The sequence below is a fragment of the Micromonospora sp. NPDC005172 genome (assembly GCF_040608555.1).
Taxonomy (GTDB): Bacteria; Actinomycetota; Actinomycetes; order Mycobacteriales; family Micromonosporaceae; genus Micromonospora.
In genome coordinates this window covers 1-18,864 of record NZ_JBEXIL010000023.1, presented here as the reverse complement: position 1 = coordinate 18,864, position 18,864 = coordinate 1, and the positions used below count along the sequence as shown (strand labels likewise).

19 protein-coding genes are annotated in these 18,864 nt (G+C 71.2%); 10 read left to right on the top strand and 9 right to left on the bottom strand.

Translation table 11 applies throughout. The features are described from left to right. The first annotated feature begins 2 nt into the window (after positions 1 to 2). From ABZV06_RS17570 to ABZV06_RS17550, 5 genes are all read left to right on the top strand, one after another. A complete protein-coding gene (locus ABZV06_RS17570; RefSeq protein ID WP_355622569.1) occupies positions 3 to 1,757 on the top strand; it encodes a DEDD exonuclease domain-containing protein in 1,755 nt (584 codons plus the stop codon). Positions 1,758 to 1,885: 128 nt separating this feature from the next. Beyond that, positions 1,886 to 3,679, top strand: a complete 1,794-nt coding sequence (locus ABZV06_RS17565; protein WP_355622645.1) for an HD domain-containing protein — start codon at positions 1,886 to 1,888, stop codon at positions 3,677 to 3,679. 54 nt (positions 3,680 to 3,733) lie between these two features. Next, positions 3,734 to 4,276, top strand: coding sequence for an NUDIX domain-containing protein (locus ABZV06_RS17560; protein ID WP_355622566.1), 543 nt, complete (start codon positions 3,734 to 3,736; stop codon positions 4,274 to 4,276). Further along, positions 4,273 to 5,139: a sugar phosphate nucleotidyltransferase gene (locus ABZV06_RS17555; protein WP_355622563.1), complete on the top strand. Its 867-nt coding sequence runs from the start codon at positions 4,273 to 4,275 to the stop codon at positions 5,137 to 5,139. Before ABZV06_RS17560 ends, ABZV06_RS17555 begins: the two co-directional genes overlap by 4 nt. Before the next feature lie 77 nt (positions 5,140 to 5,216). Further along, a complete protein-coding gene (locus tag ABZV06_RS17550) occupies positions 5,217 to 5,504 on the top strand; it encodes an Lrp/AsnC ligand binding domain-containing protein (RefSeq protein WP_355236440.1) in 288 nt (95 codons plus the stop codon). An 86-nt stretch (positions 5,505 to 5,590) separates the two neighbouring features. On the opposite strand, the gene ABZV06_RS17545 is transcribed toward ABZV06_RS17550, so the two are convergent. The 5 genes from ABZV06_RS17545 to ABZV06_RS17525 form a co-directional block, all read right to left on the bottom strand. Beyond that, a complete protein-coding gene (locus tag ABZV06_RS17545; protein WP_355622560.1) occupies positions 5,591 to 6,271 on the bottom strand; it encodes a DUF4142 domain-containing protein in 681 nt (226 codons plus the stop codon). Positions 6,272 to 6,466: 195 nt separating this feature from the next. After that, a complete protein-coding gene (locus ABZV06_RS17540) occupies positions 6,467 to 8,098 on the bottom strand; it encodes a cytochrome b N-terminal domain-containing protein (protein ID WP_355236435.1) in 1,632 nt (543 codons plus the stop codon). Further along, positions 8,095 to 9,189, bottom strand: coding sequence for a Rieske 2Fe-2S domain-containing protein (locus ABZV06_RS17535; protein WP_355236432.1), 1,095 nt, complete (start codon positions 9,187 to 9,189; stop codon positions 8,095 to 8,097). Before ABZV06_RS17535 ends, ABZV06_RS17540 begins: the two co-directional genes overlap by 4 nt. A 64-nt stretch (positions 9,190 to 9,253) precedes the next feature. Next, a complete protein-coding gene (locus tag ABZV06_RS17530) occupies positions 9,254 to 10,093 on the bottom strand; it encodes a cytochrome c (RefSeq protein ID WP_355236429.1) in 840 nt (279 codons plus the stop codon). A 72-nt stretch (positions 10,094 to 10,165) separates the two neighbouring features. Next, positions 10,166 to 10,765, bottom strand: coding sequence for a heme-copper oxidase subunit III (locus ABZV06_RS17525; protein ID WP_355236426.1), 600 nt, complete (start codon positions 10,763 to 10,765; stop codon positions 10,166 to 10,168). Between the two features lie 108 nt (positions 10,766 to 10,873). On the opposite strand from ABZV06_RS17525, the gene ABZV06_RS17520 reads away from it, so the two are divergent. From ABZV06_RS17520 to trpD, 3 genes are all read left to right on the top strand, one after another. Next, a complete protein-coding gene (locus ABZV06_RS17520; RefSeq protein ID WP_355236423.1) occupies positions 10,874 to 11,863 on the top strand; it encodes a cytochrome c oxidase assembly protein in 990 nt (329 codons plus the stop codon). Positions 11,864 to 11,972: 109 nt separating this feature from the next. After that, the gene (locus ABZV06_RS17515; RefSeq protein WP_355236420.1) at positions 11,973 to 12,368 is read left to right on the top strand and encodes a hypothetical protein; all 396 of its coding nucleotides are present in this window, start codon (positions 11,973 to 11,975) and stop codon (positions 12,366 to 12,368) included. A 91-nt stretch (positions 12,369 to 12,459) separates the two neighbouring features. Continuing rightward, complete coding sequence (trpD, locus tag ABZV06_RS17510) at positions 12,460 to 13,524, top strand: anthranilate phosphoribosyltransferase (protein WP_355622557.1); 1,065 nt, start codon at positions 12,460 to 12,462, stop codon at positions 13,522 to 13,524. Between the two features lie 475 nt (positions 13,525 to 13,999). On the opposite strand, the gene ABZV06_RS17505 is transcribed toward trpD, so the two are convergent. The 3 genes from ABZV06_RS17505 to coxB all read right to left on the bottom strand — a co-directional run bounded on the left by ABZV06_RS17505 (position 14,000) and on the right by coxB (position 15,893). Continuing rightward, positions 14,000 to 14,206 (bottom strand): hypothetical protein, encoded by a 207-nt coding sequence (locus ABZV06_RS17505; RefSeq protein WP_355236414.1) that lies wholly within the window; start codon positions 14,204 to 14,206, stop codon positions 14,000 to 14,002. Between the two features lie 280 nt (positions 14,207 to 14,486). Further along, positions 14,487 to 14,912 carry a cytochrome c oxidase subunit 4 gene (locus tag ABZV06_RS17500; protein ID WP_355236411.1) on the bottom strand — a complete coding sequence of 142 codons (426 nt, stop codon included), beginning with the start codon at positions 14,910 to 14,912 and terminating at the stop codon, positions 14,487 to 14,489. Positions 14,913 to 14,921: 9 nt separating this feature from the next. Beyond that, positions 14,922 to 15,893, bottom strand: coding sequence for a cytochrome c oxidase subunit II (gene coxB, locus ABZV06_RS17495; protein ID WP_355236408.1), 972 nt, complete (start codon positions 15,891 to 15,893; stop codon positions 14,922 to 14,924). 290 nt (positions 15,894 to 16,183) lie between these two features. On the opposite strand from coxB, the gene ABZV06_RS17490 reads away from it, so the two are divergent. Then, a complete protein-coding gene (locus tag ABZV06_RS17490; protein ID WP_355236405.1) occupies positions 16,184 to 17,335 on the top strand; it encodes an aminotransferase class V-fold PLP-dependent enzyme in 1,152 nt (383 codons plus the stop codon). Beyond that, positions 17,332 to 17,565, top strand: a complete 234-nt coding sequence (locus tag ABZV06_RS17485) for a sulfurtransferase TusA family protein (RefSeq protein WP_355622554.1) — start codon at positions 17,332 to 17,334, stop codon at positions 17,563 to 17,565. Before ABZV06_RS17490 ends, ABZV06_RS17485 begins: the two co-directional genes overlap by 4 nt. Positions 17,566 to 17,736: 171 nt before the next feature. Here ABZV06_RS17485 and ABZV06_RS17480 read toward each other — a convergent pair whose 3' ends face one another. Next, positions 17,737 to 18,714, bottom strand: coding sequence for a carbohydrate kinase family protein (locus tag ABZV06_RS17480; RefSeq protein WP_355622551.1), 978 nt, complete (start codon positions 18,712 to 18,714; stop codon positions 17,737 to 17,739). Positions 18,715 to 18,864 lie beyond the last annotated feature (150 nt).

Below are 18,864 nucleotides of genomic sequence, written 5' to 3'. Positions count from 1 at the left end.
CGATGGCACAGGCGGAGTACGTCCAGGAGTCACTGGCCGGTCTCGACCCGGCGGTGGGCGGGGTGGACCCGGCCCTGCCGCTGTACGCGACGACCTTCGTGGTGGTCGACCTCGAGACCACCGGCGGCGCGCCGGACGGCGGCGGCATCACCGAGATCGGCGCGGTCAAGGTACGCGGCGGCGAGGAGCTGGGAGTGCTGGCCACCCTGGTCAACCCGGGGCAGCCGATCCCGCCGTTCATCACCGTGCTGACCGGGATCACCCAGGCCATGCTGCTGCCGGCCCCGCCGATCGAGCAGGTGCTGCCCAGCTTCCTGGAATTCATCGCCGACGCGGTGCTGGTGGCCCACAACGCCCCGTACGACGTGGGCTTTCTCAAGGCCGCCTGCGCCAAGCACGGGTACCGCTGGCCCAACCCCCGCGTGCTGGACACCGCGGCGCTGGCCCGGCGGGTGCTGACCCGCGACGAGGTGCCCAACCGCAAGCTGGGCACCCTGGCGGCATACTTCCGGACCGCCACCCAGCCCTCCCACCGGGCGCTGGACGACGCCAAGGCCACCGTCGACGTGCTGCACGGCCTGATCGGCCGTCTCGGCGGGCACCGCGTCGACACCGTCGGCGACGCCATCGAGTTCGCTCGCGCGGTCACCCCGACGCAGCGTCGCAAGCGACACCTGGCCGAGGGGCTGCCCAAGGTGCCCGGCGTCTACATCTTCCGGGCCGCCGACGACCGGCCGCTCTACGTCGGCACCTCGGGCGACATCGCCACCCGGGTGCGCAGCTACTTCACGGCCGGCGAGAAGCGTGCCCGGATCTCCGAGATGTTGGCCGCGGCCGAGCGGGTCGAGGCCGTGGAGTGCGCGCACTCGTTGGAGGCGGAGGTCCGTGAGCTGCGGTTGATCGCCGCGCACGCGCCTCCGTACAACAGGCGGTCGAAATACCCGGAGCGGATGGTCTGGCTCAAGCTGACCGACGGCCCGTACCCCCGGTTGTCGATCGTGCGCGACATCTCCCCCACCGACGCCGCCTACCTCGGGCCGTTCACCTCCCGGCGGGCCGCCGAGCTGGCCGCCGCCGGCTTCCACGACGCCGTCCCACTGCGCCAGTGCACCCACCGGCTCTCGCTGCGCACCGTCACGCCGGCCTGCGCGCTGGCCGAGCTGGGTCGCTGCCCGGCGCCCTGCGAGCACCGGATCACCCCCGAGGAGTACGACGACGCGGCGGTCGGGCCGTTCCGCACCGCCACCACCAGTGACCCGCAGCCGGTGGTGGACGCGCTGCTGGCCCGGATAGACGTACTCGCGGCCGATCAGCGCTACGAGGAGGCCGCCGTGGTGCGATCCCGGCTGGCCGCGGTGCTGCGCGCCACCGTGCGGATGCAGCGGCTGGCGGCGCTGACCGGGATCGTCGAGATGGCCGCGGCCCGGCCAGCCCCGACAGGCGGCTGGGAGCTGGCCCTGATCCGGCACGGACGGCTGGCCGGGGCGGGCGTGTCCCCGCCGGGCGTCCACCCGCGACCCACGTTGAACACCATCCGTGCCACGGCCGAGACGGTGTCCGGAGGACACGGGCCGGTGCCGTCGGCCACCGCCGAGGAGTCCGAGCGGATCCTGTCCTGGTTGGAGCGGCCGGAGACCCGGCTGGTCGAGATCTCGTCCGGTTGGTCGTCACCGGCAGCCGGCGCGGGCCGCTTCCGTGACCTGCTGACGAAGGCCGAGAGCGGAGCGTCGCACCAACTCTCGACCGAACGCTCATGACCAACTGACCGATCGGACTACGTCGACTCGCTTAGGCTGTTAGAGAAGTGCAGTCCTGCCCGTTTCGTGGGCCTGCTCCCGATCGCCCGGTCCGGCGGTCGTGGAGCCGGGGTGAGGAGGTGTCCCTCGTGGACGTCGACGCCGGACACGGCGCCGCCCTGGGGGGCGCCCTGCCAACCCAGTCGGGTGAGCTGCCACTGACCCGCCGACTGCGGTCGTTGCTCACCTGGCCGACCAACGACTCCGACCCGGTCACGCACCTGGTCCGCACCCACCGGGGCATCCACGCCGGCACCGATCCGGCGGTGTTGCGGCGGGCGTACACGATCGCGGAGAACATGCACCGCGGGCAGTTCCGCAAGAGCGGCGAGCCGTACATCACCCATCCACTCGCGGTGGCGCAGATCTGCGCCGAGCTGGGCATGGACACCACCACGCTGGTCGCGGCGCTGCTGCACGACACCGTCGAGGACACCCGCTACACACTTCAGGCGCTGTCCGAGGACTTCGGCCACGAGGTGGCCCACCTGGTCGACGGGGTGACCAAGTTCGACAAGGCGTTCTACGGCAAGGCCGCCGAGGCGGAGACGGTCCGCAAGATGATCGTCGCGGCCGCCAAGGACGTCCGGGTGCTGATCATCAAGCTGGCCGACCGGCTGCACAACATGCGCACCCTCGGTGTGCGCTCGGCGGCCTCCCGCGAACGGATCGCCCGCAAGACGCAGGAGGTCCTGGTCCCCCTCTGCGACCGGTTGGGCATCCAGACCCTCAAGCGTGAGCTGGACGACGTGGTGCTGCTGCACCTGGAGCCCGACGAGCACGCCCGACTGGCCCGCCACGTGCACGACCGGCCGGGCTGGGACGCGTACCTCGACGCGGTGGTCAGCCGCGCCCGGATGGCGCTGAAGCGCAGCCGGGTCGACGCCGAGGTCAGCCCCCGACCGCGGCACCTCTACTCGATCTGGAAGGACACCATCGCCGGCGGCCACACCGCGCCGTACGACCTGCCCCGCATCTCGGTGGTGGTCGACGGCCCGGCCACCGACTGCTACGCGGCGCTGGGCGCGATCCACGGCACCTGGCGGCCGGTCCCGGGCCGTTTCAAGGACTTCATCGCCTCGCCCAAGAACAACCTCTACCGCTCGCTGCACACGAGCGTCTGCGGCCCGCAGGACCGCACCGTGGAGGTGCTGATCCGCACCGAGGAGATGCACCGCTCGGCCGAGTACGGCATCGCCGCCGACTTCCGCTTCCCCCGCTCGGGCGGCGGCGGCGCGGCGGCCCGCGCCGAGCAGTTGGACTGGCTGCGCCGCGTGCTCGACTGGGAGCCGGAGGCCGCCGACCCGGCACAGTTCTACGAGTCGCTGCGCTGCGACCTCGCCGAGGGCCAGATCCAGGTCTTCGGCGACGGCCGTCAGGTGGTGCTGCCGGCCGGCGCCACACCCGTCGACCTGGCGTACGAGCTGGGCAGTCACCGGGGCGACCACTGCCTCGCCGCCCGCATCAACGGCCGGCTCGCCCCGCTGAGTTCGGAGCTGGACGAGGGCGACGTGGTGGAGATCTTCACCGAGAACGACGCCGACAACGGCTTCGAGGCCGGCGCCGCGCCGCGCGGCCCGCGCAAGGAGTGGCTGGGCTTCGTCAAGTCGCCGCACGCGCAGATGCAGATCAACAGGTGGTTCGCCGAGCACACCGAGCCGGGCATCACGATCAGCGACAAGGTCCGCCTCGGTCGGGCCACCATCGGTCTCGCCCTGCGTCAACACAACCGTGGCCTCGCCAGCGACCTGCCCCTGCTGCGGCTCTCCGAGGAGTTGGGCTACCCCGACCTGGAGACCCTGCTCGTCGCGGTCTTCGACCGGGTGATCGAACCGGACGCCGTGGTACGCCAGCTCATCGACCTCGTCGACCATCGACAGTGACTCCGGCAGGCCCCAGCGCGTCCGAACGACATTCGTGACCACTAGCCTGGGGTCATGATCCCCCGCTCCCGCGCCACCGGTCGGGCCCTGTTCTACCAGGCCTTCTACCGGCTGCCGTTGCCGGTGCGCCGTCGCCTGGTCCGGCTCGCCGTGCCGAAGTACATCGTCGGCGCGGTCACCCTGGTCCGCGACGCCGAGGCGACGGGCGCGGGTCGGCTGCTGATGCTGCGTCAACCCCCGGGCAAGGGCTGGTCGCTCCCCGCCGGCCTGCTCAACCGGGGTGAGCCACCGGTCGTGGGCGCGGCCCGTGAGCTGTTCGAGGAGTCCGGCGTCCGGCTGCCGCCGTCCCGGCTGCGCCCGGCCGTGCCGAACGCGATCGTGCACGCCAAGGGCTGGGTGGACATGGTCTTCGAGACGGAGGTGCCGGCGTCCAGCACCGACCTGGTGGTGGACGGCGGCGAGGTCTTCGAGGCCGCCTGGCATCCGCTGGACGACCTACCCAAGCTGACCTGGCCGACGGCCCGGCTGCTCGCCTACTACGACATCGGGCCGCTGGCCGGGCAGTTCCCTCCGCCGGTGCCCGACACCGCGCCATGACCAGGGCGGGCTGGCCGGAGGACCTCTGCGCTGTCGTGCTCGCCGCCGGCGAGGGCACCCGGTTGCGCCCGCTCACCGAACGGGTGCCCAAGGCGCTGTGCCCGGTCGGCAACGTACCCCTGCTGGACCGGGCGCTGGACCGGCTGGCCGGTCTCGGCCTGACCGGTCCCGCACGGGTCGCGGTGAACGCCTGCTACCTCGCCGACCAGGTGGTCGCACACGTCGGCGACCGCGCCCACCTGTCGGTGGAGCCCGGCGACCCGCTCGGCACGGCCGGCGGGGTGGCCAACCTGCGGGACTGGATCGACGGTCGGCCGGTCCTGGTCGGCAACGCCGACGCGTACCTGGCCGATCCGGCCACCGCCCCAGGCCCCGACGTGGCCGCGCTGCTGGACGGCTGGGACCAGGATTCCGTACGCCTGCTCGGGCAGCCCGCCGCCGACCCGGCCGCGCCGGGCACCTTCGCCGGGCACTGCTTCACCGGTTTCTCGCTGCTGCCGTGGCGACTGGTACGCGACCTGCCGGTGGTCTTCTCGGACCTGGTACGCGCGGTGTGGCGCCCGGCGGAGGCGGCCGGGACGCTCGACGTGGTGCCGTACGCGGGCACCTTCTACGACACCGGCACCCCCGCCGACTACCTGGCGGCCAACCTGCACGCGACGGCCGGCGGCGTGCTGGTCGACGCGTCCGCCACGGTGACCGGGAGCTGTGTCGAGTCGGTCGTCGGCGCCCACGCCACGGTGGGTGGCGACGTGCGACGCAGCGTGATCTGGCCGGGCGCGACAGTGCGGCCCGGCGAACGTCTGCGGGACGTGATCCGCTTCGGCGACGACGGCACGGTGCACGCCGGCGCCCACCGCTGACCCGGGTACACCCGTCCTGGAATCCCGTCGGGAACATCTAGCATGGGCAGCGACGCCGACGAACGGAGAAATGCCCCGTGATCACCGCGATCGTGCTGATCGACTGCGCCACCGATGCGATCCCCGAGGTGGCGGAGGCCCTGGCCAACGTCGCCGGTGTCAGCGAGGTCTACTCGGTGGCCGGGCACGTCGACCTCATCGCCATCGTCCGGGTCCGCGAGTTCGACCAGATCGCACAGGTCATCGCGGGCAGCATCTCCAAGGTGCCGGGTGTGCTGAACACGGAGTCGCACATCGCGTTCCGGGCGTACTCGAAGCTCGACCTTGAGGAGACGTTCGCGATCGGCCTCGCGGACGCCGACTGACCCGCGGGCCGCGTGCGCGGCCGGCCCGCAAGACGGCGCGGCCGGTCCACCCGTGCGGGTGGACCGGCCGTCGCGCTACCGCGAGGTCAGCTCTCGCTGGGAGCGGGCCGCTCGGTGGTGCCGAGGCCCGGTTCCGGCGACTCGGTGATGCCACCACTCGGAGACGGCGACTCGGTGACGCCACCCGGCGCCGACGACGAGGTGCCCGGGCTGGGCGTGCCGCTGGCGCTGGTCTGCGGGACCGGGATGCCCAACTGGTTGGCGAGCTGGACCAGCTCGTCGTAGTGCGCCTGCAACGTCGGCAGGGCGGTCTGGGCCAACTGGACCACCGACTGCTCGGAGCCCTGCGAGATCTCCGTCTGGGTGGCCTGGATGGCCTGGACGTGACCGGCCAGCTCACTCGTCACCCAGAGCCGGTCGAAGTCCGCGCCGCTGGCGTTGTTCAGCTTGTCGATGACCGCCTGCTGATCGGCCGTGGGCTCGTTCGGCAGTTCGACGTTGAGCTGCGACGCGGTCTGCTGCACCGTCTGGTCCAGCTGGGTGTGGTCGGTCTTGAACATCGCACCCAGGTCCTTGACCCCCTGGTTCTGGCCCTTCTGCTGAGCCAGGTCACCGGCGGTGATCTCGAACAGGTTCACCTGGTGCACCGCCTGCAGATACTGGGTGTCCTGCGTCGACGGCTGTGCCGCCGCCTGGGCGGCCGCGGCCGGTGCGAGGCCGACCAGCACCAGCGCGGCCAACAGGCCGAGGCGTTTGAGACCCAACATGCTTCCCCCCCTTGAGACGTTGGATCGCACGGATACCCGGCTCACGGGGGTTATTCCTGCGATCGCCCGGCGCGCGGGGTCGACCGGTCCCGCCGTACCCGTCCGACTTCTCCTCGGATGGGCGGCAGAGCACCGACAACGACGTGACGCCCGCCGGAAGTCCGGCGGGCGTCACGTGACGGTGCTGTCGGGAGGTCAGTGGCGGCTCTCGCCGCTGCCGATCTCCGCGCGGTCTCCCCGGGGCTCGACCGGCGGGTGACCCGGCGAGACCGGTGCCTCGACCGGCTTCTCGATCGGGTAGAAGAAGCCCCGGACCGCCGGGCCGAGGGCCCCGAGCCGGTTCATCTTCTTCGGCACCACCCAGCCGACGTAGTCCAGCTCGCCGTGGCCGTCCGCGTGCCCGTTCGCCGCGCTGAGCGGCTGGTGGACCTCGACGAACCGGCCGTCCGGCAGACGCCGGATGATGCCGGTCTCCACGCCGTGCGCGAGCACCTCCCGGTCGTGCTGCTGCAGACCGAGGCAGAGCCGGTAGGTGACGTAGTACGCCAGCGGCGGGACCACGAGCAGACCCACCCGGCCCGCCCAGGTCATCGCGTTCAGGCTGATCTGGAACTTGTCCGCGATCACGTCGTTGGCGCCCGAGAGCGTCAGCACGATGTAGAAGGCGACGGCCATGGCACCCACGGCCGTACGGGCCGGAACGTCACGGGGCCGCTGGAGCAGGTTGTGGCTCTTGCGGTCCTTGAGGTGCCGCGCCTCGAGGAACGGGTACATCGTCGACAGGCCGACCAGGATGCCGGGCAGGACGACAGTCGGCCAGAACAGCGGCGGGATGACGTACCCGTCGCCGATCGGGATGTTGAGTTCCCAGGCGGGCATGAGTCGGGTCGAGCCGTCGAGGAACATGACGTACCAGTCGGGCTGGCTGGCGGCCGAGACCACCCACGCCTCGTACGGGCCGAACAGCCAGATCGGGTTGATCTGGAACAGACCGCCCAGCAGCGCGATGACGCCGAAGACGACCATGAAGAAGCCGCCCTGCTTCAACGCGTAGCGGGGGAACATCCGCTCGCCGACCACGTTGTTGTTGGTCCGGCCGGGGCCGGGCCACTGGGTGTGCTTCTGCTTGAAGACCAGACCCAGGTGGACGCTGATCAGCGCGAGCAGCAGACCCGGGATCAGCAGGACGTGGGCGATGAAGAACCGGCTGATGATGATCGTCCCGGGGAACTCGCCACCGAAGATCGACGACGTGACCCAGGAGCCGACCACCGGGATGGACAGCATGATCGCGGAGGCGATCCGCAGGCCGGTGCCGGACAGGCCGTCGTCCGGCAGCGAGTAGCCGGTGAAGCCGGCCAGGAAGCCGACCCAGAACAGCAGCGAGCCGATGATCCAGTTGGTCTCGCGCGGCTTGCGGAAGGCGCCGGTGAAGAACACCCGCAGCATGTGCACGACGATCGCGGCCATGAACAGCAGCGCCGCCCAGTGGTGCATCTGCCGCATCACCAGGCCGCCACGGACGTCGAACGAGAGGTCCAGGCTCGAGGCGTACGCGGCGGACATCGGCGTGCCCTGCAACGGCGCGTAGCTGCCGTCGTAGACCACCTCGGTCATCGCCGGCTCGTAGAAGAGGGTGAGGAACACACCGGTCAGGAGCAGCACGATGAACGAGAACAGCGCGATCTCGCCCAGCAGGAACGACCAGTGGTCCGGGAAGACCTTGTTCAGCAGCTTGCGCAGCGGAGTGGCCACCGCGAAGCGGTCGTCCACCCCCACCGCGGCCTTGCCCGGCGTGGCCGCCAGGTCGAACTTTCGACGCTTCATGGCCGCTCCCAGAAATCAGGCCCGACGGTCTCGGTGTAGTCGGACTTCGCCACGAAGAAGCCCTCGGAGTCCACCTCGATCGGCAGCTGCGGCAGCCGCCGGCTGGCGGGGCCGAAGACGGGCCGGGCGTTGTCGGTGATCAGGAACTGGGACTGGTGGCACGGGCAGAGCAGCCGGTTGGTCTGCTGCTCGTAGAGGCTGGCGGGGCAGCCGGCGTGCGTACAGACCTTGGAGAACGCCGCGTAGTTGCCCCACATGTAGTCGCCGTGACCCACGTCGGGACGCGAGTTGGCCGCACGGGACTTCTGGGCGTCCGAGTCGCGCAGGTGGATCAGCAGCGTCGGTGAGTCGGCGTGCCGGTTGCTCACACCGTGCTCGATGCCCGGGAAGACCGTGAGCTGACCACCGGCGCTGACGTCCGCCGGGCGTACCGGACGGCCGTCCTCGCGGACCAGGCGGATCCTCTGCCCACCCTCGGCCGGGGCGAACCCGGTGGTGAACATCTGGTTGTTCTTGTGCGGCTGGGAGATCAGCCCGCCGACCAGCGGCGCCGCCGCGACCGCGGCGACCGGCGCGAGACCGGCCAGCAGCGAGATGCCGAGCAGCGGACGACGCTTCACACCCAGCTCGTCGGCCATGTAGAGCATGGTCTGGCCGGTGATGGTGCGGCCTTCGGAGTCGACCTGACCCTCGTGCCGGTCCTGGATCGAGACCTCCTTGGGCAGCAACTTCTTGCCCCAGGTCAGGATGCCGAAGCCGACGGCGAGCAGGGCCACGCCGAGCGTGGCACCCAGCAACGGCGTGTAGAACTTGTCGCCGCCGCGGCCCGGCGCGTACTGCCACGGCCACCAGATGTAGATGGCCAGGAAGGCGGTCGCCGCCAGGCCGGTGATCAGGAAGAATCCGGCGACCACGCGGGTCAGCCGACGCTCCGCCTTGGTGCCCGGCAGCACCTGCGGCTCGTAGTGGACGATCTCGATGTCGTCTCGACGCGCGCCCTCACGAACGATGTCGAACCGGCTCAGCCGGGGGTCGTTCACGTCGAGCGGCTCCCGGCCCTGGGGGGCCTGGTGCTCGGTGTGCGTGCTCATGCCGTCACCTCGCTACGGGTGGCGCCGAGCGGCACCACGGCACTGAAACTGACGATCCGCTCGGTCACGACTTACCCGCAATCCACAGGCTAGCGAATACGAGCGCCACGATGCCAACCAGGAAGATCGCCAGGCCCTCGGTGGACGGCCCGTACCGGCCGAGGTTGAACCCGCCCGGGTCCTGGTCGGTCTTCAGCGTCTCCTGGATGTAGGCGATGATGTCGGCCTTCTGCTCCGGAGTGATCTGGTTGTCGCCGAACACCGGCATGTTCTGCGGGCCGCTCAGCATCGCCGCGTAGATCTGCCGGTCGGTCGCCGGGTGCAGGCTCGGGGCGAACTTGCCCGAGGAGAGCGCACCGCCGCCACCGCCGAAGGCGTGGCACTGCGAGCAGTTGATCCGGAACAGCTCGCCGCCGGCCGCGACGTTGCCGTTCTCGTGCAGGTCCTCGTCGGTGCCCGGCACGACCGGACCGCCGCCGAGCTCCTGGACGTACTGGGCGAGCTGACGAACCTGCTCGTCGGTGAAGACCGGGGGCTTGCGGTGCGCCTGGGCCTCCTGGCGGGCCAGCGGCATACGGCCCGAGCTGACCTGGAACTCGACCGAGGCCGCGCCGACGCCGATCAGGCTCGGCCCGCGACCCTCGACGCCCTGGGCGTTGCGTCCGTGGCAGGTCACACAGCTCACGTCGAACAGCGCCTTGCCCTCGGCTGCGGCGCCGGTGAGCGGCGGGTTGTCCTGCGCCTGCGCACCGGGGGCGAAGACGGTGTAGGCGCCGCCGGCGAGCATCAGCGCCGCGATCAGCCGGACCGCGGCGCCCAGCCGGCGGCGGCCCCTGCTGCGCACGGCGGGCCGCCCGCGCAACCGCGCGAGCAGGCCGCGTCGGCGGTCGTTGTCAGAAGTCATGAGCTGTGTCCTTAACCGGTTGGACCTTGTCTCAGGGGACGGAGCAGCGGCGCGGTTCGTGACGCGCCAAGATCACTGAAGCCAGTAGATCATGGCGTACAGGCCGATCCACACGACGTCGACGAAGTGCCAGTAGTACGACACGACGATCGCCGAGGTCGCCTGCGCCGGCGTGAACCGGCCCATGGTCGTGCGGACCATGAAGATGATGAAGGCGATGAGACCGCCGGTCACGTGCAGGCCGTGGAAGCCGGTCGTCAGGTAGAACATCGAGCCGTAGCCGTCGGCGTTGATCTTGACGCCGTCCTCCACCAGGTGGCGGTACTCGTTCACCTGGCCGAGCACGAAGATCAGGCCCATCACGAAGGTGACGGTGAACCAGCGACGCAGCGCGTGCACGTCACCCTTCTCCGCCGCGAAGACGCCGAGCTGGCAGGTCACCGAGGACAGCACCAGGATCACCGTGAAGGTGGTCGCGTACGGGATGTTCAGCGACTCGGTGTGCTTCTCCCACTGCTCCGGCGCAGCCGCGCGGATCGAGAAGTACATCGCGAAGAGCGCCGCGAAGAACATGAGTTCGCTGGAGAGCCACACGATCGTCCCCACGCTGACCATGTTGGGTCGCGTCAGAGAGTGGATCCGGCTCTTGTCAATGGCTGGGGCCGCAGTCACGCCGTCATTATTGCCCCTGACCGGGGCCGGCGATCAGCGGGGTGGCAAACCTGCGCCTTCCGTGGCCCGAGCGTCAGGGTCCGGTTCGCCTGGCCTAGCCTGAAAAGCGTGCTGCACGTCGATCCCATCCTCGCCGCCACCTCGGCCGTCCCGGCCAGTGTGCTCGCGGCCACGCCGGCGAGTCCGTCGGCGCTGGCCGCCGGGGCCGAGGCGACCCCACCACCGTTCACCATCGGCGCGGTGCTGACCGAGACCCGGCTGGACAGCTGGCTGGCCCTCGGCCTGGTGCTCGCCGCCGGGCTCTACCTCTACGGCGTGTACCGGCTGCGCATCCGCGGCGACCGCTGGCCGATCGCCCGTACCGTGTTCTTCCTCGGGCCCGGCCTCGGCGGCATCGCGCTGGTCACGGTCAGCGGACTGCACGCCTACGACACCGCGCTGCTGTCGGTGCACATGGTCCAGCACATGGTGCTCTCCATGGTGTCGCCGATCTTCCTGGCGCTGGGCGCGCCGATGACGCTGGCCCTGCGGACCCTGCCGGTCGGACCCCGCAAGCGCCTCCTGGCGATCGTGCACAGTCGCATCGCCCGGGTCTACAGCTTCCCGCTGGTGGCGTTCGCCATCTTCGTGGTCAACCCGTTCGCGCTGTACTTCAGTGACCTGTACCGCTTCACCCTGGAACACGCCTGGGCGCACGAGCTGGTGCACGCGCACTTCATCATGACCGGCTGCGTGTTCTTCTGGCCGCTGCTCGGCCTCGACCCGCTGCCGGGCCGCTGGCCGTACCCGGCGCGGGCGCTGCTCATGCTGCTCTCCGTGCCGTTCCACACCGTGCTCGGTCTCACCATCATGCAGAGCACCACGCTCTTCGGCGGCGACTGGTATCCGTCGCTCAACCTGAGCTGGTCCGACCCCAAGGCCGACCAGGTGGTCGCCGGCGGCATCCTCTGGGCCGGCGGTGAGTTCGTCAGCGTGACCATGCTCGCGGTGCTGGTCGTGCAGTGGGTGAAGCAGTCCGAGCGGGAGGCCCGCCGCGTCGACCGCGAGCTGGACCGCCAGGAGGCCCGCGACCGCGCCGCCGGCGCCACGACGGCCTGAGCTGCGCAGACGGTACGCCGGACGCGCGGAGAGCGGGCGGCGTGTCAGGTACGTCACGTCGGCCGGTACGATCGGCGGGCAGCTACGAGGTTGGAAGCGGAGTGTCGGCATGAGTGAGCGTCTGTGCACCGTCCTGCTCTACAGCGACGACCCGCAGGTCCGTGACCGGATGCGGCTCGCCGTGGGCACCCGGCCCGCGCCCGGGCTGCAGATCGAGTTCGTCGACGCGTCGACCTACGCCGAGACCATCCGGCTTGTCGACGACTACGAGATCGACCTGCTGCTGCTGGACGGCGAAGCCAGCCCCGGCGGCGGCATCGGCATCGCCCGGCAGATCAAGGACGACCGGGACGACGCGCCCCCCACCTGCCTCGTGATCGCCCGCGCCGCGGACCGATGGCTCGCCGCGTACGCCGAGGTCGACGCGACGCTGGTGCACCCGCTCGACCCGGTGACCACCGGCAGCACGGTGGCCGAGCTGCTGCGGACGCACGCACCCGCCTGACGTCCCAGCGCCACCCGGCACCGACACGGCGCCGGCCGAGCCCGCGCCGATTCCAGCCCACCCGCACTTTCGTACGCTCGGGAGGCCCGCCATGGGCGATCGGACCTGGCCGCACCTGCTCAACTCGCTGCTGCGCGGCGAGGAGCTGTCCACCGGCGACACCGCCTGGGCCATGGGCGAGATCATGGCCGGCTCGGCGGGCGCCGCCCAGGTGGCCGGCTTCGCGGTGGCGCTCCGGGCCAAGGGTGAGACCTCGGCCGAGCTGGCCGGCCTGGTGGAGACGATGTTGAGCCGGGCCGTCCCGGTCGACCTCCCCGACGAGCTGCGCTCCACCGCGCTGGACGTCGTCGGCACCGGCGGTGACCTCGCCCACACGGTCAACATCTCCACCATGGCCGCGCTGGTCGTCGCGGGCGCGGGCGTACGGGTGGTCAAGCACGGCAACCGGGCCGCGTCCTCTTCCTGCGGCACCGCGGACCTGCTGGAGTTCCTCGGCGTCCCGCTCGACCTCGACCCCGAGGCCATCGTGCGCTGCGTCACCGAGGCCGGCATCGGCTTCTGCTTCGCCGCCCGGTTCCACCCGGGAATGCGGCACACCGGGCCGGTCCGCCGGGAGCTGGGCGTCCCGACCGTGTTCAACTTCCTCGGCCCGCTGACCAACCCTGCCCGTCCCCGCGCCGGCGCGGTCGGCTGCTTTGACGCCCGGATGGCGTCGGTGATGGCCGGCGTGTTCGCCGCCCGGGGCGACTCGGTGCTGGTGATGCGCGGCGAGGACGGGCTGGACGAGTTCACCACCGCCGCGCCCACCCGCGTCTGGGCGGCGCAGAACGGCACCGTACGCGAGGCCGTGCTGGACGCGGAGGACCTCGGCGTACCCCGAGCCACCCTCGCCGACCTGCGCGGCGGTGACGCGGCGTACAACGCCGGCGTGGCCCGTCGTCTGCTGGCCGGCGAGACCGGTCCGGTGCGCGACGCGGTCCTGGTCAACGCGGCGGCGGCCCTCGCGACGCAGGGTCCGCTCGACGGCGACCTGACCGAGGCGCTGCGCGCCGGCCTGGACCGCGCCGCCGAGTCGATCGACTCGGGCGCGGCGGCGGGCGTCCTGGAGCGCTGGATCGAGACCGCCACCACCGCCGAGGCCACGACCAGCGCCTGATCGGCGCGCCCGTCCCACCAGATCAACCGGCATGCGCGACCGCGTCTGACCAGGTCCGCGAGGCGGTGCGCGACAGTACGGCGGGATGCCCCCGCATCGGTGACGCGGCCTGTCACGCGACGGGATACCGCCGGGGCGGCGACGCGGGGGTGTCGACGCGACGGGATACCCCCACATCCGCGACGCGGGGGTGTCGACGCGACGGGATACCCCCACATCCGCGACATGGGGGCGACAGCACGGCGAGATACCGCCACATCGGCGAGGTGGGAGTGTCGGCGCGACGGGATGCCCCACATCGGCGAGGTGGGTACGGCGGCGTGTCGGTTGCAGCGGTGTGCGGCCGGCCGAGGGCGTAGCCGGTCACGCGTCGTGCGTGAGGCGTCGTGCGTGAGGCGGCGTGCGTGAGGCGGCGTGCGTCAGGCGTCGTGCGTGAGGCGTCGTGCGTGAGGCGTCGTGCGTGAGGCGTCGTGCGTCAGGCAGCGTGGCGGCGGGTGGGCTGGCGGCGTCGACGCTCGGCCAACCGGGTGACGGAAGCGGCGAACGTGGCGATCACCACGGCCGCGCCGCAACCGGTGCAGACCAGCTCGGGACAGTCGCTGCCGTGGCCGTCGACGCAGGGCGGCGCCTCGAACGGCGCCACGCCCTCGCAGACGTCGCAGTAGAGATCGCGGTGCGACATCGGGCGTCTCCTTCTCACTCCGGGCGAGCCGCTCCCGAATGCGACAACGACGCACACCGGAAGCGGAGAACTACTCGCCTGTAGTTTCCCACGCGGGTCCGACAAATCTCCGCGCACGCCCTCGGACCGCACCGGCCATCCGTGATCCACTCGACACCACGGAAGGCGGGGGGTCCGGACCACTCGGACACCCCGATTTCCAGGAAACCGAGTCGATCACGACGAAGGCCCGCTCCCCCGGTCGGGGTGCGGGCCTTCGTGGCGGTACGCGAACGGTCGATCAGTGCTCGGCGGTGCGCCGGGTGCCGGTGTAGTACTCGAACAGCAGGCCACAGGCACCGAAGATGACCGCCACCAGGCCGAGGCCGATCAGCCAGAACTGCCAGAACACCATGCCCAGCGCGGCGGTCGCGGCGGCCAGCGCCAGACCGAACGGCCAGTAGCTGCCCGGGCTGAAGAAGCCGACCTCGCCGGCGCCGTCGGAGATCTCGGCGTCGGCCCGGTCCTCCGGGCGCAGGTCGATACGGCGGGAGACGAACCAGAAGAAGCCACCGCACATCGAGCACAGCAGGAACGACAGCGCCAGGGCGACGGTGCCCACCCACTCGATGTTGCCGGACTCACCGTGCGTCCAGGCGCCGTAGAGGATGGTGGCGCCGAAGAGGAACCCGGCGATGATCAGGAAGATACGCCACTCGGTCTTCATGCCGCTGCCTCAGCTTCCCGTGCCGGCCGGAGCGTTGTCCGGGTTGAAGTTGCTCTGCGTCCGGCGAGTGTCGAACGGCTGGGTGGTCTGCGCGTACGGCTCCTCGCCGATCTGGGCCAGCGCCTCCTGGGTGGACTTGCCGCCCTGCTTGGCCGCGAGGAACTGGTCGTACTTCTCCGGCGAGACGACCCGCAGCTCGAAGTTCATGAACGCGTGGTAGCTGCCGCACAGCTCGGCGCAGCGGCCGACGTACGCGCCCTCGGCGTCGAGGCTGGAGACCTCGAAGACGTTGCGGATCTTGCCGGGCATGACGTCCCGCTTGAACAGCAGCTCCGGCACCCAGAAGGAGTGGATGACGTCGCGGCTGGTCTCCTCGAACCGGATGGACCGGTTGGTCGGCAGCACGAGCACCGGGATGACCTCACTGGTGCCCAGCGTCGACGCGGTGGTCTTGGCTTCCGTGCCCTGACCGTCGCGGTAGTTGAACTGCCAGTTCCACTTGAACGCGACGACCTCGACCGTGACGTCCGGGTTCTTCGACAGCTTGTCGACGTCGGTCTGCACGATCGCCGTGTAGTAGAAGAGCACGGAGACGATCAGGATCGGCGCGATGGTGTAGAGGAACTCCATCGGCAGGTTGTAGCGGGTCTGCACCGGCAGCGCGTTGCCACGCTTGCGGTAGCGCACGACACACCAGAAGATCAGGCCCCACACGAAGACGCCGACCGCGAGCGCGGCGACGCAGGAGGCGATCCACAGGTCGTACATCCGGTGCGACTCGGGGGTGATGCCGCCCTGCGGCCACCCGAAGCCGTCGAACGTCTTGCCGACGTCACAGCCCGTGAGCAGAACCAGTAGAGCCACGCCCCCGAGACCGAGCCCGGCCAGCCGACCGGCACCACGTCCCCGGCGTCCACCGACCCGTGGGACAGCACCGTGCCGTACGGCCGACGGCCGTACCTCCGAACTCCTTGCGACCACCTGGTCCTGCCTCCCTAGCGCGCCGCGGTGCGTCGTTCGTCAGCACCGGCGGCAAAGGCGTCACCGACGGTCGCAGATTACTCGACCATGACGGACTCGACCGTGGTGGGGTCACTGTCCGCCCCCATCGGGGGGATCCTGGGCATAACGCCGCGATAGCGTTGGGCCCCGTGAGTGCGAGGAGTGAGCCGGGGTTGCGAGCCCCGCAGTCGCGAACAGAAGGCGGCCCCGTGAGTGCGAGGAGTGAGCCGGGGTTGCGAGCCCCGCAGTCGCGAACAGAAGGCGGCCCCGTGAGCGCATCCCCGGTCTACCTGGACGCGGCGACCGCCGCGCCGCTGCATCCGGTCGCCCGGCAGGCGCTGTTGGCCGCGTTGGAGGACGGCTGGGCCGACCCGGGGAAGCTCTACAGCCAGGCGCGCCGCGCCCGGCAACTGCTCGACGCCGCCCGCGAGGCCGCCGCGCAGACGCTCGGCGTCCGCGCCGACGAGCTGTCCTTCACCTCCAGCGGTACGACCGCAGCCCACGGCGCGGTGCTCGGGACGCTGGCGGGACGGCGTCGGGTCGGGGCGACGCTTGTGCACTCGGCGATCGAGCACTCCGCCGTCCTGCACGCCGCGGAACGGCACGTGGCGGCCGGCGGCACCGCCACCGCAGTGCCGGTCGACCGGTCGGGCCGGTTGGATCTGACCGCCTGGTCGGACGCCGTCCGGGCTCCCGGGGTCGCGGTGGCCGCGCTGATCAGCGCCAGCCACGAGGTGGGCACGGTGCAGCCGGTCGCCGAGGCGGCGGCCGTCTGCGCGGATGTCGGGGTGCCGCTGTACGTCGACGCGGCGCAGTCGGTCGGGCGGGTGCCTCTGCCGGCCGGCTGGTCGGTGCTCAGCGCCAGCGCCCACAAGTGGGGCGGGCCACCCGGGGTGGGGCTGCTGGCGGTGCGCAAGGGCACCCGCTGGGAGTCGCCGTGGCCGGCCGACGAGCGGGAGGGTGGACGTACTCCCGGGGTGGTGAACCTGCCCGCGGTGGTGGCGGCGGCGGCGAGCCTGCGCGCGGCGGCGGCCGACGCGGCTGCCGAGCAGGCCCGGCTCTTTCCGCTGGTGGATCGGATCCGGGAGCGGGTGGCGGCGGAGGAGCCCGACGTGGAGGTGGTCGGCGACCCGGTGCTGCGCCTGCCGCACCTGGTGACGTTCTCCTGCCTGTACGTCGACGGCGAGACGCTGCTGCACGCGCTGGACCGGCGGGGTTTCGCCGTGTCGTCCGGTTCGTCCTGTACGTCGTCGACGCTGCGGCCGTCGCACGTGCTGGAGGCGATGGGGGTGCTCTCGCACGGCAACGTGCGGGTGAGCCTGCACCGGGACACGACCGAGGAGGACGTCGAGCGGTTCCTCGCCGAACTGCCCGGGATCGTCGCCGGGCTGCGGGCCGACGCCGGGGTGGTCGGGCTGTGACGATGCCGGACGAGGTGATCGACTGCCGGGGCCAACGCTGTCCGCTGCCGGTGATCGCGGCGGCCCGGCGGATGCCGCAGGTGCCGGTCGGTACGGTCGTCCGGGTGCTGGCCGACGACCCGGCGGCGGCGGTGGACCTCCCGGCATGGTGCCGCATGCGCGGCCAGGAGTACCTGGGTTCGGTCTCCGGCCCCGAAGGCCCGGCCTACGACATCCGCCGCACCCACTAACCCCCCAACCCCCGCGCGCCCCCGCACCCCGGTCCCCGTCCCCGTCCCCGCCCCCGCTCCCGCTCCCGCTCCCCCGCCCCGCGATCTTGCAGTTTCTGTTGGGACAAAGGCGTGCACAAGCCGTAGAACGGCGACCGAAAGTGCAAGATCGGCGAGGGTTGGGGGTGGGGGCTACGGCAGGAGGTGCGGGCGGATCTCGTCTGCGGCCACGTCGCCGTAGGACTCGGCGAGGCGCTTGACGAACAGGTCGCGGCGTACGTCGTACTCCTGGGTGCCGACCGTCTCGAGGACCAGCGTGGCCAGCAGCGAGCCGACCTGGGCGGCCCGCTCCAGGCCGAGGCCCCAGGAGAGCGCGGTGAAGAAACCGGCCCGGAAGCCGTCGCCGACACCGGTGGGGTCGACGGCCCGGATCTCGCGCGCGATGGGTACGTGGATGGGGTCGATGCCCCGGCCCGCGATCTCCACGCCGTCCTTGCCCAGCGTGGTGACCCGCACCTTGACCAGGTCCAGCAACTGCTCGTCGCTGAGCTGCGCCTTGCTCTGCAGCAGGGACTTCTCGTAGTCGTTGGTCATCAGGTACTCGGCGCCCTCGATCAGCGCGACCACGTCCTCGCCGGGCATCCGGGCGAGCTGCTGGGAGGGGTCGGCGGCGAAGGCGTACCCGCGGGTGCGGCACTCGGCCGAGTGCCGCAGCATCGCCGCCGGGTCGTTGGCGCTGACCAGCACCAGGTCCAGTCCGCCGAGCCGGTCGGCGACGGGGGCCAGTTCGATGTTGCGCGCCTCGCTCATCGCGCCCGCGTAGAACGAGGCGATCTGGCACATGTCGGTGTCGGTGGTGCAGACGAACCGCGCCGTGTGCGCCACCTCACTGATGTGCACCGAGTCGCAGTCGACGCCGTGCCGCTCCAGCCAGGAGCGGTAGTCGGCGAAGTCGGCCCCGACCGCCCCGAGCAGCACCGGGCGCAGCCCGAGCTGCCCCATGCCGAAGGAGATGTTCGCCGCCACCCCGCCACGTCGGAGCACCAGGTCGTCCACCAGGAAGGAGAGCGAAACCTTGTGCAGTTGATCGGCGATGAGCTGGTCGGCGAAGCGACCCGGGAAGCTCATCAGGTGATCGGTGGCGATCGAGCCGGTCACGGCGATCTTCATGTCAACCCTCAGGGTCGGGAGCAGGGCGCGGTCAGCCTACCGGCCCGGCAACCCGGACGTGTCCGGTCGGTCGAGCAACGCGGAGACCGTCGTGGACGGCGGGTTCGTCCTGCCGGGGCTGGTCGACGCGCACTGCCACATCGGCATCGC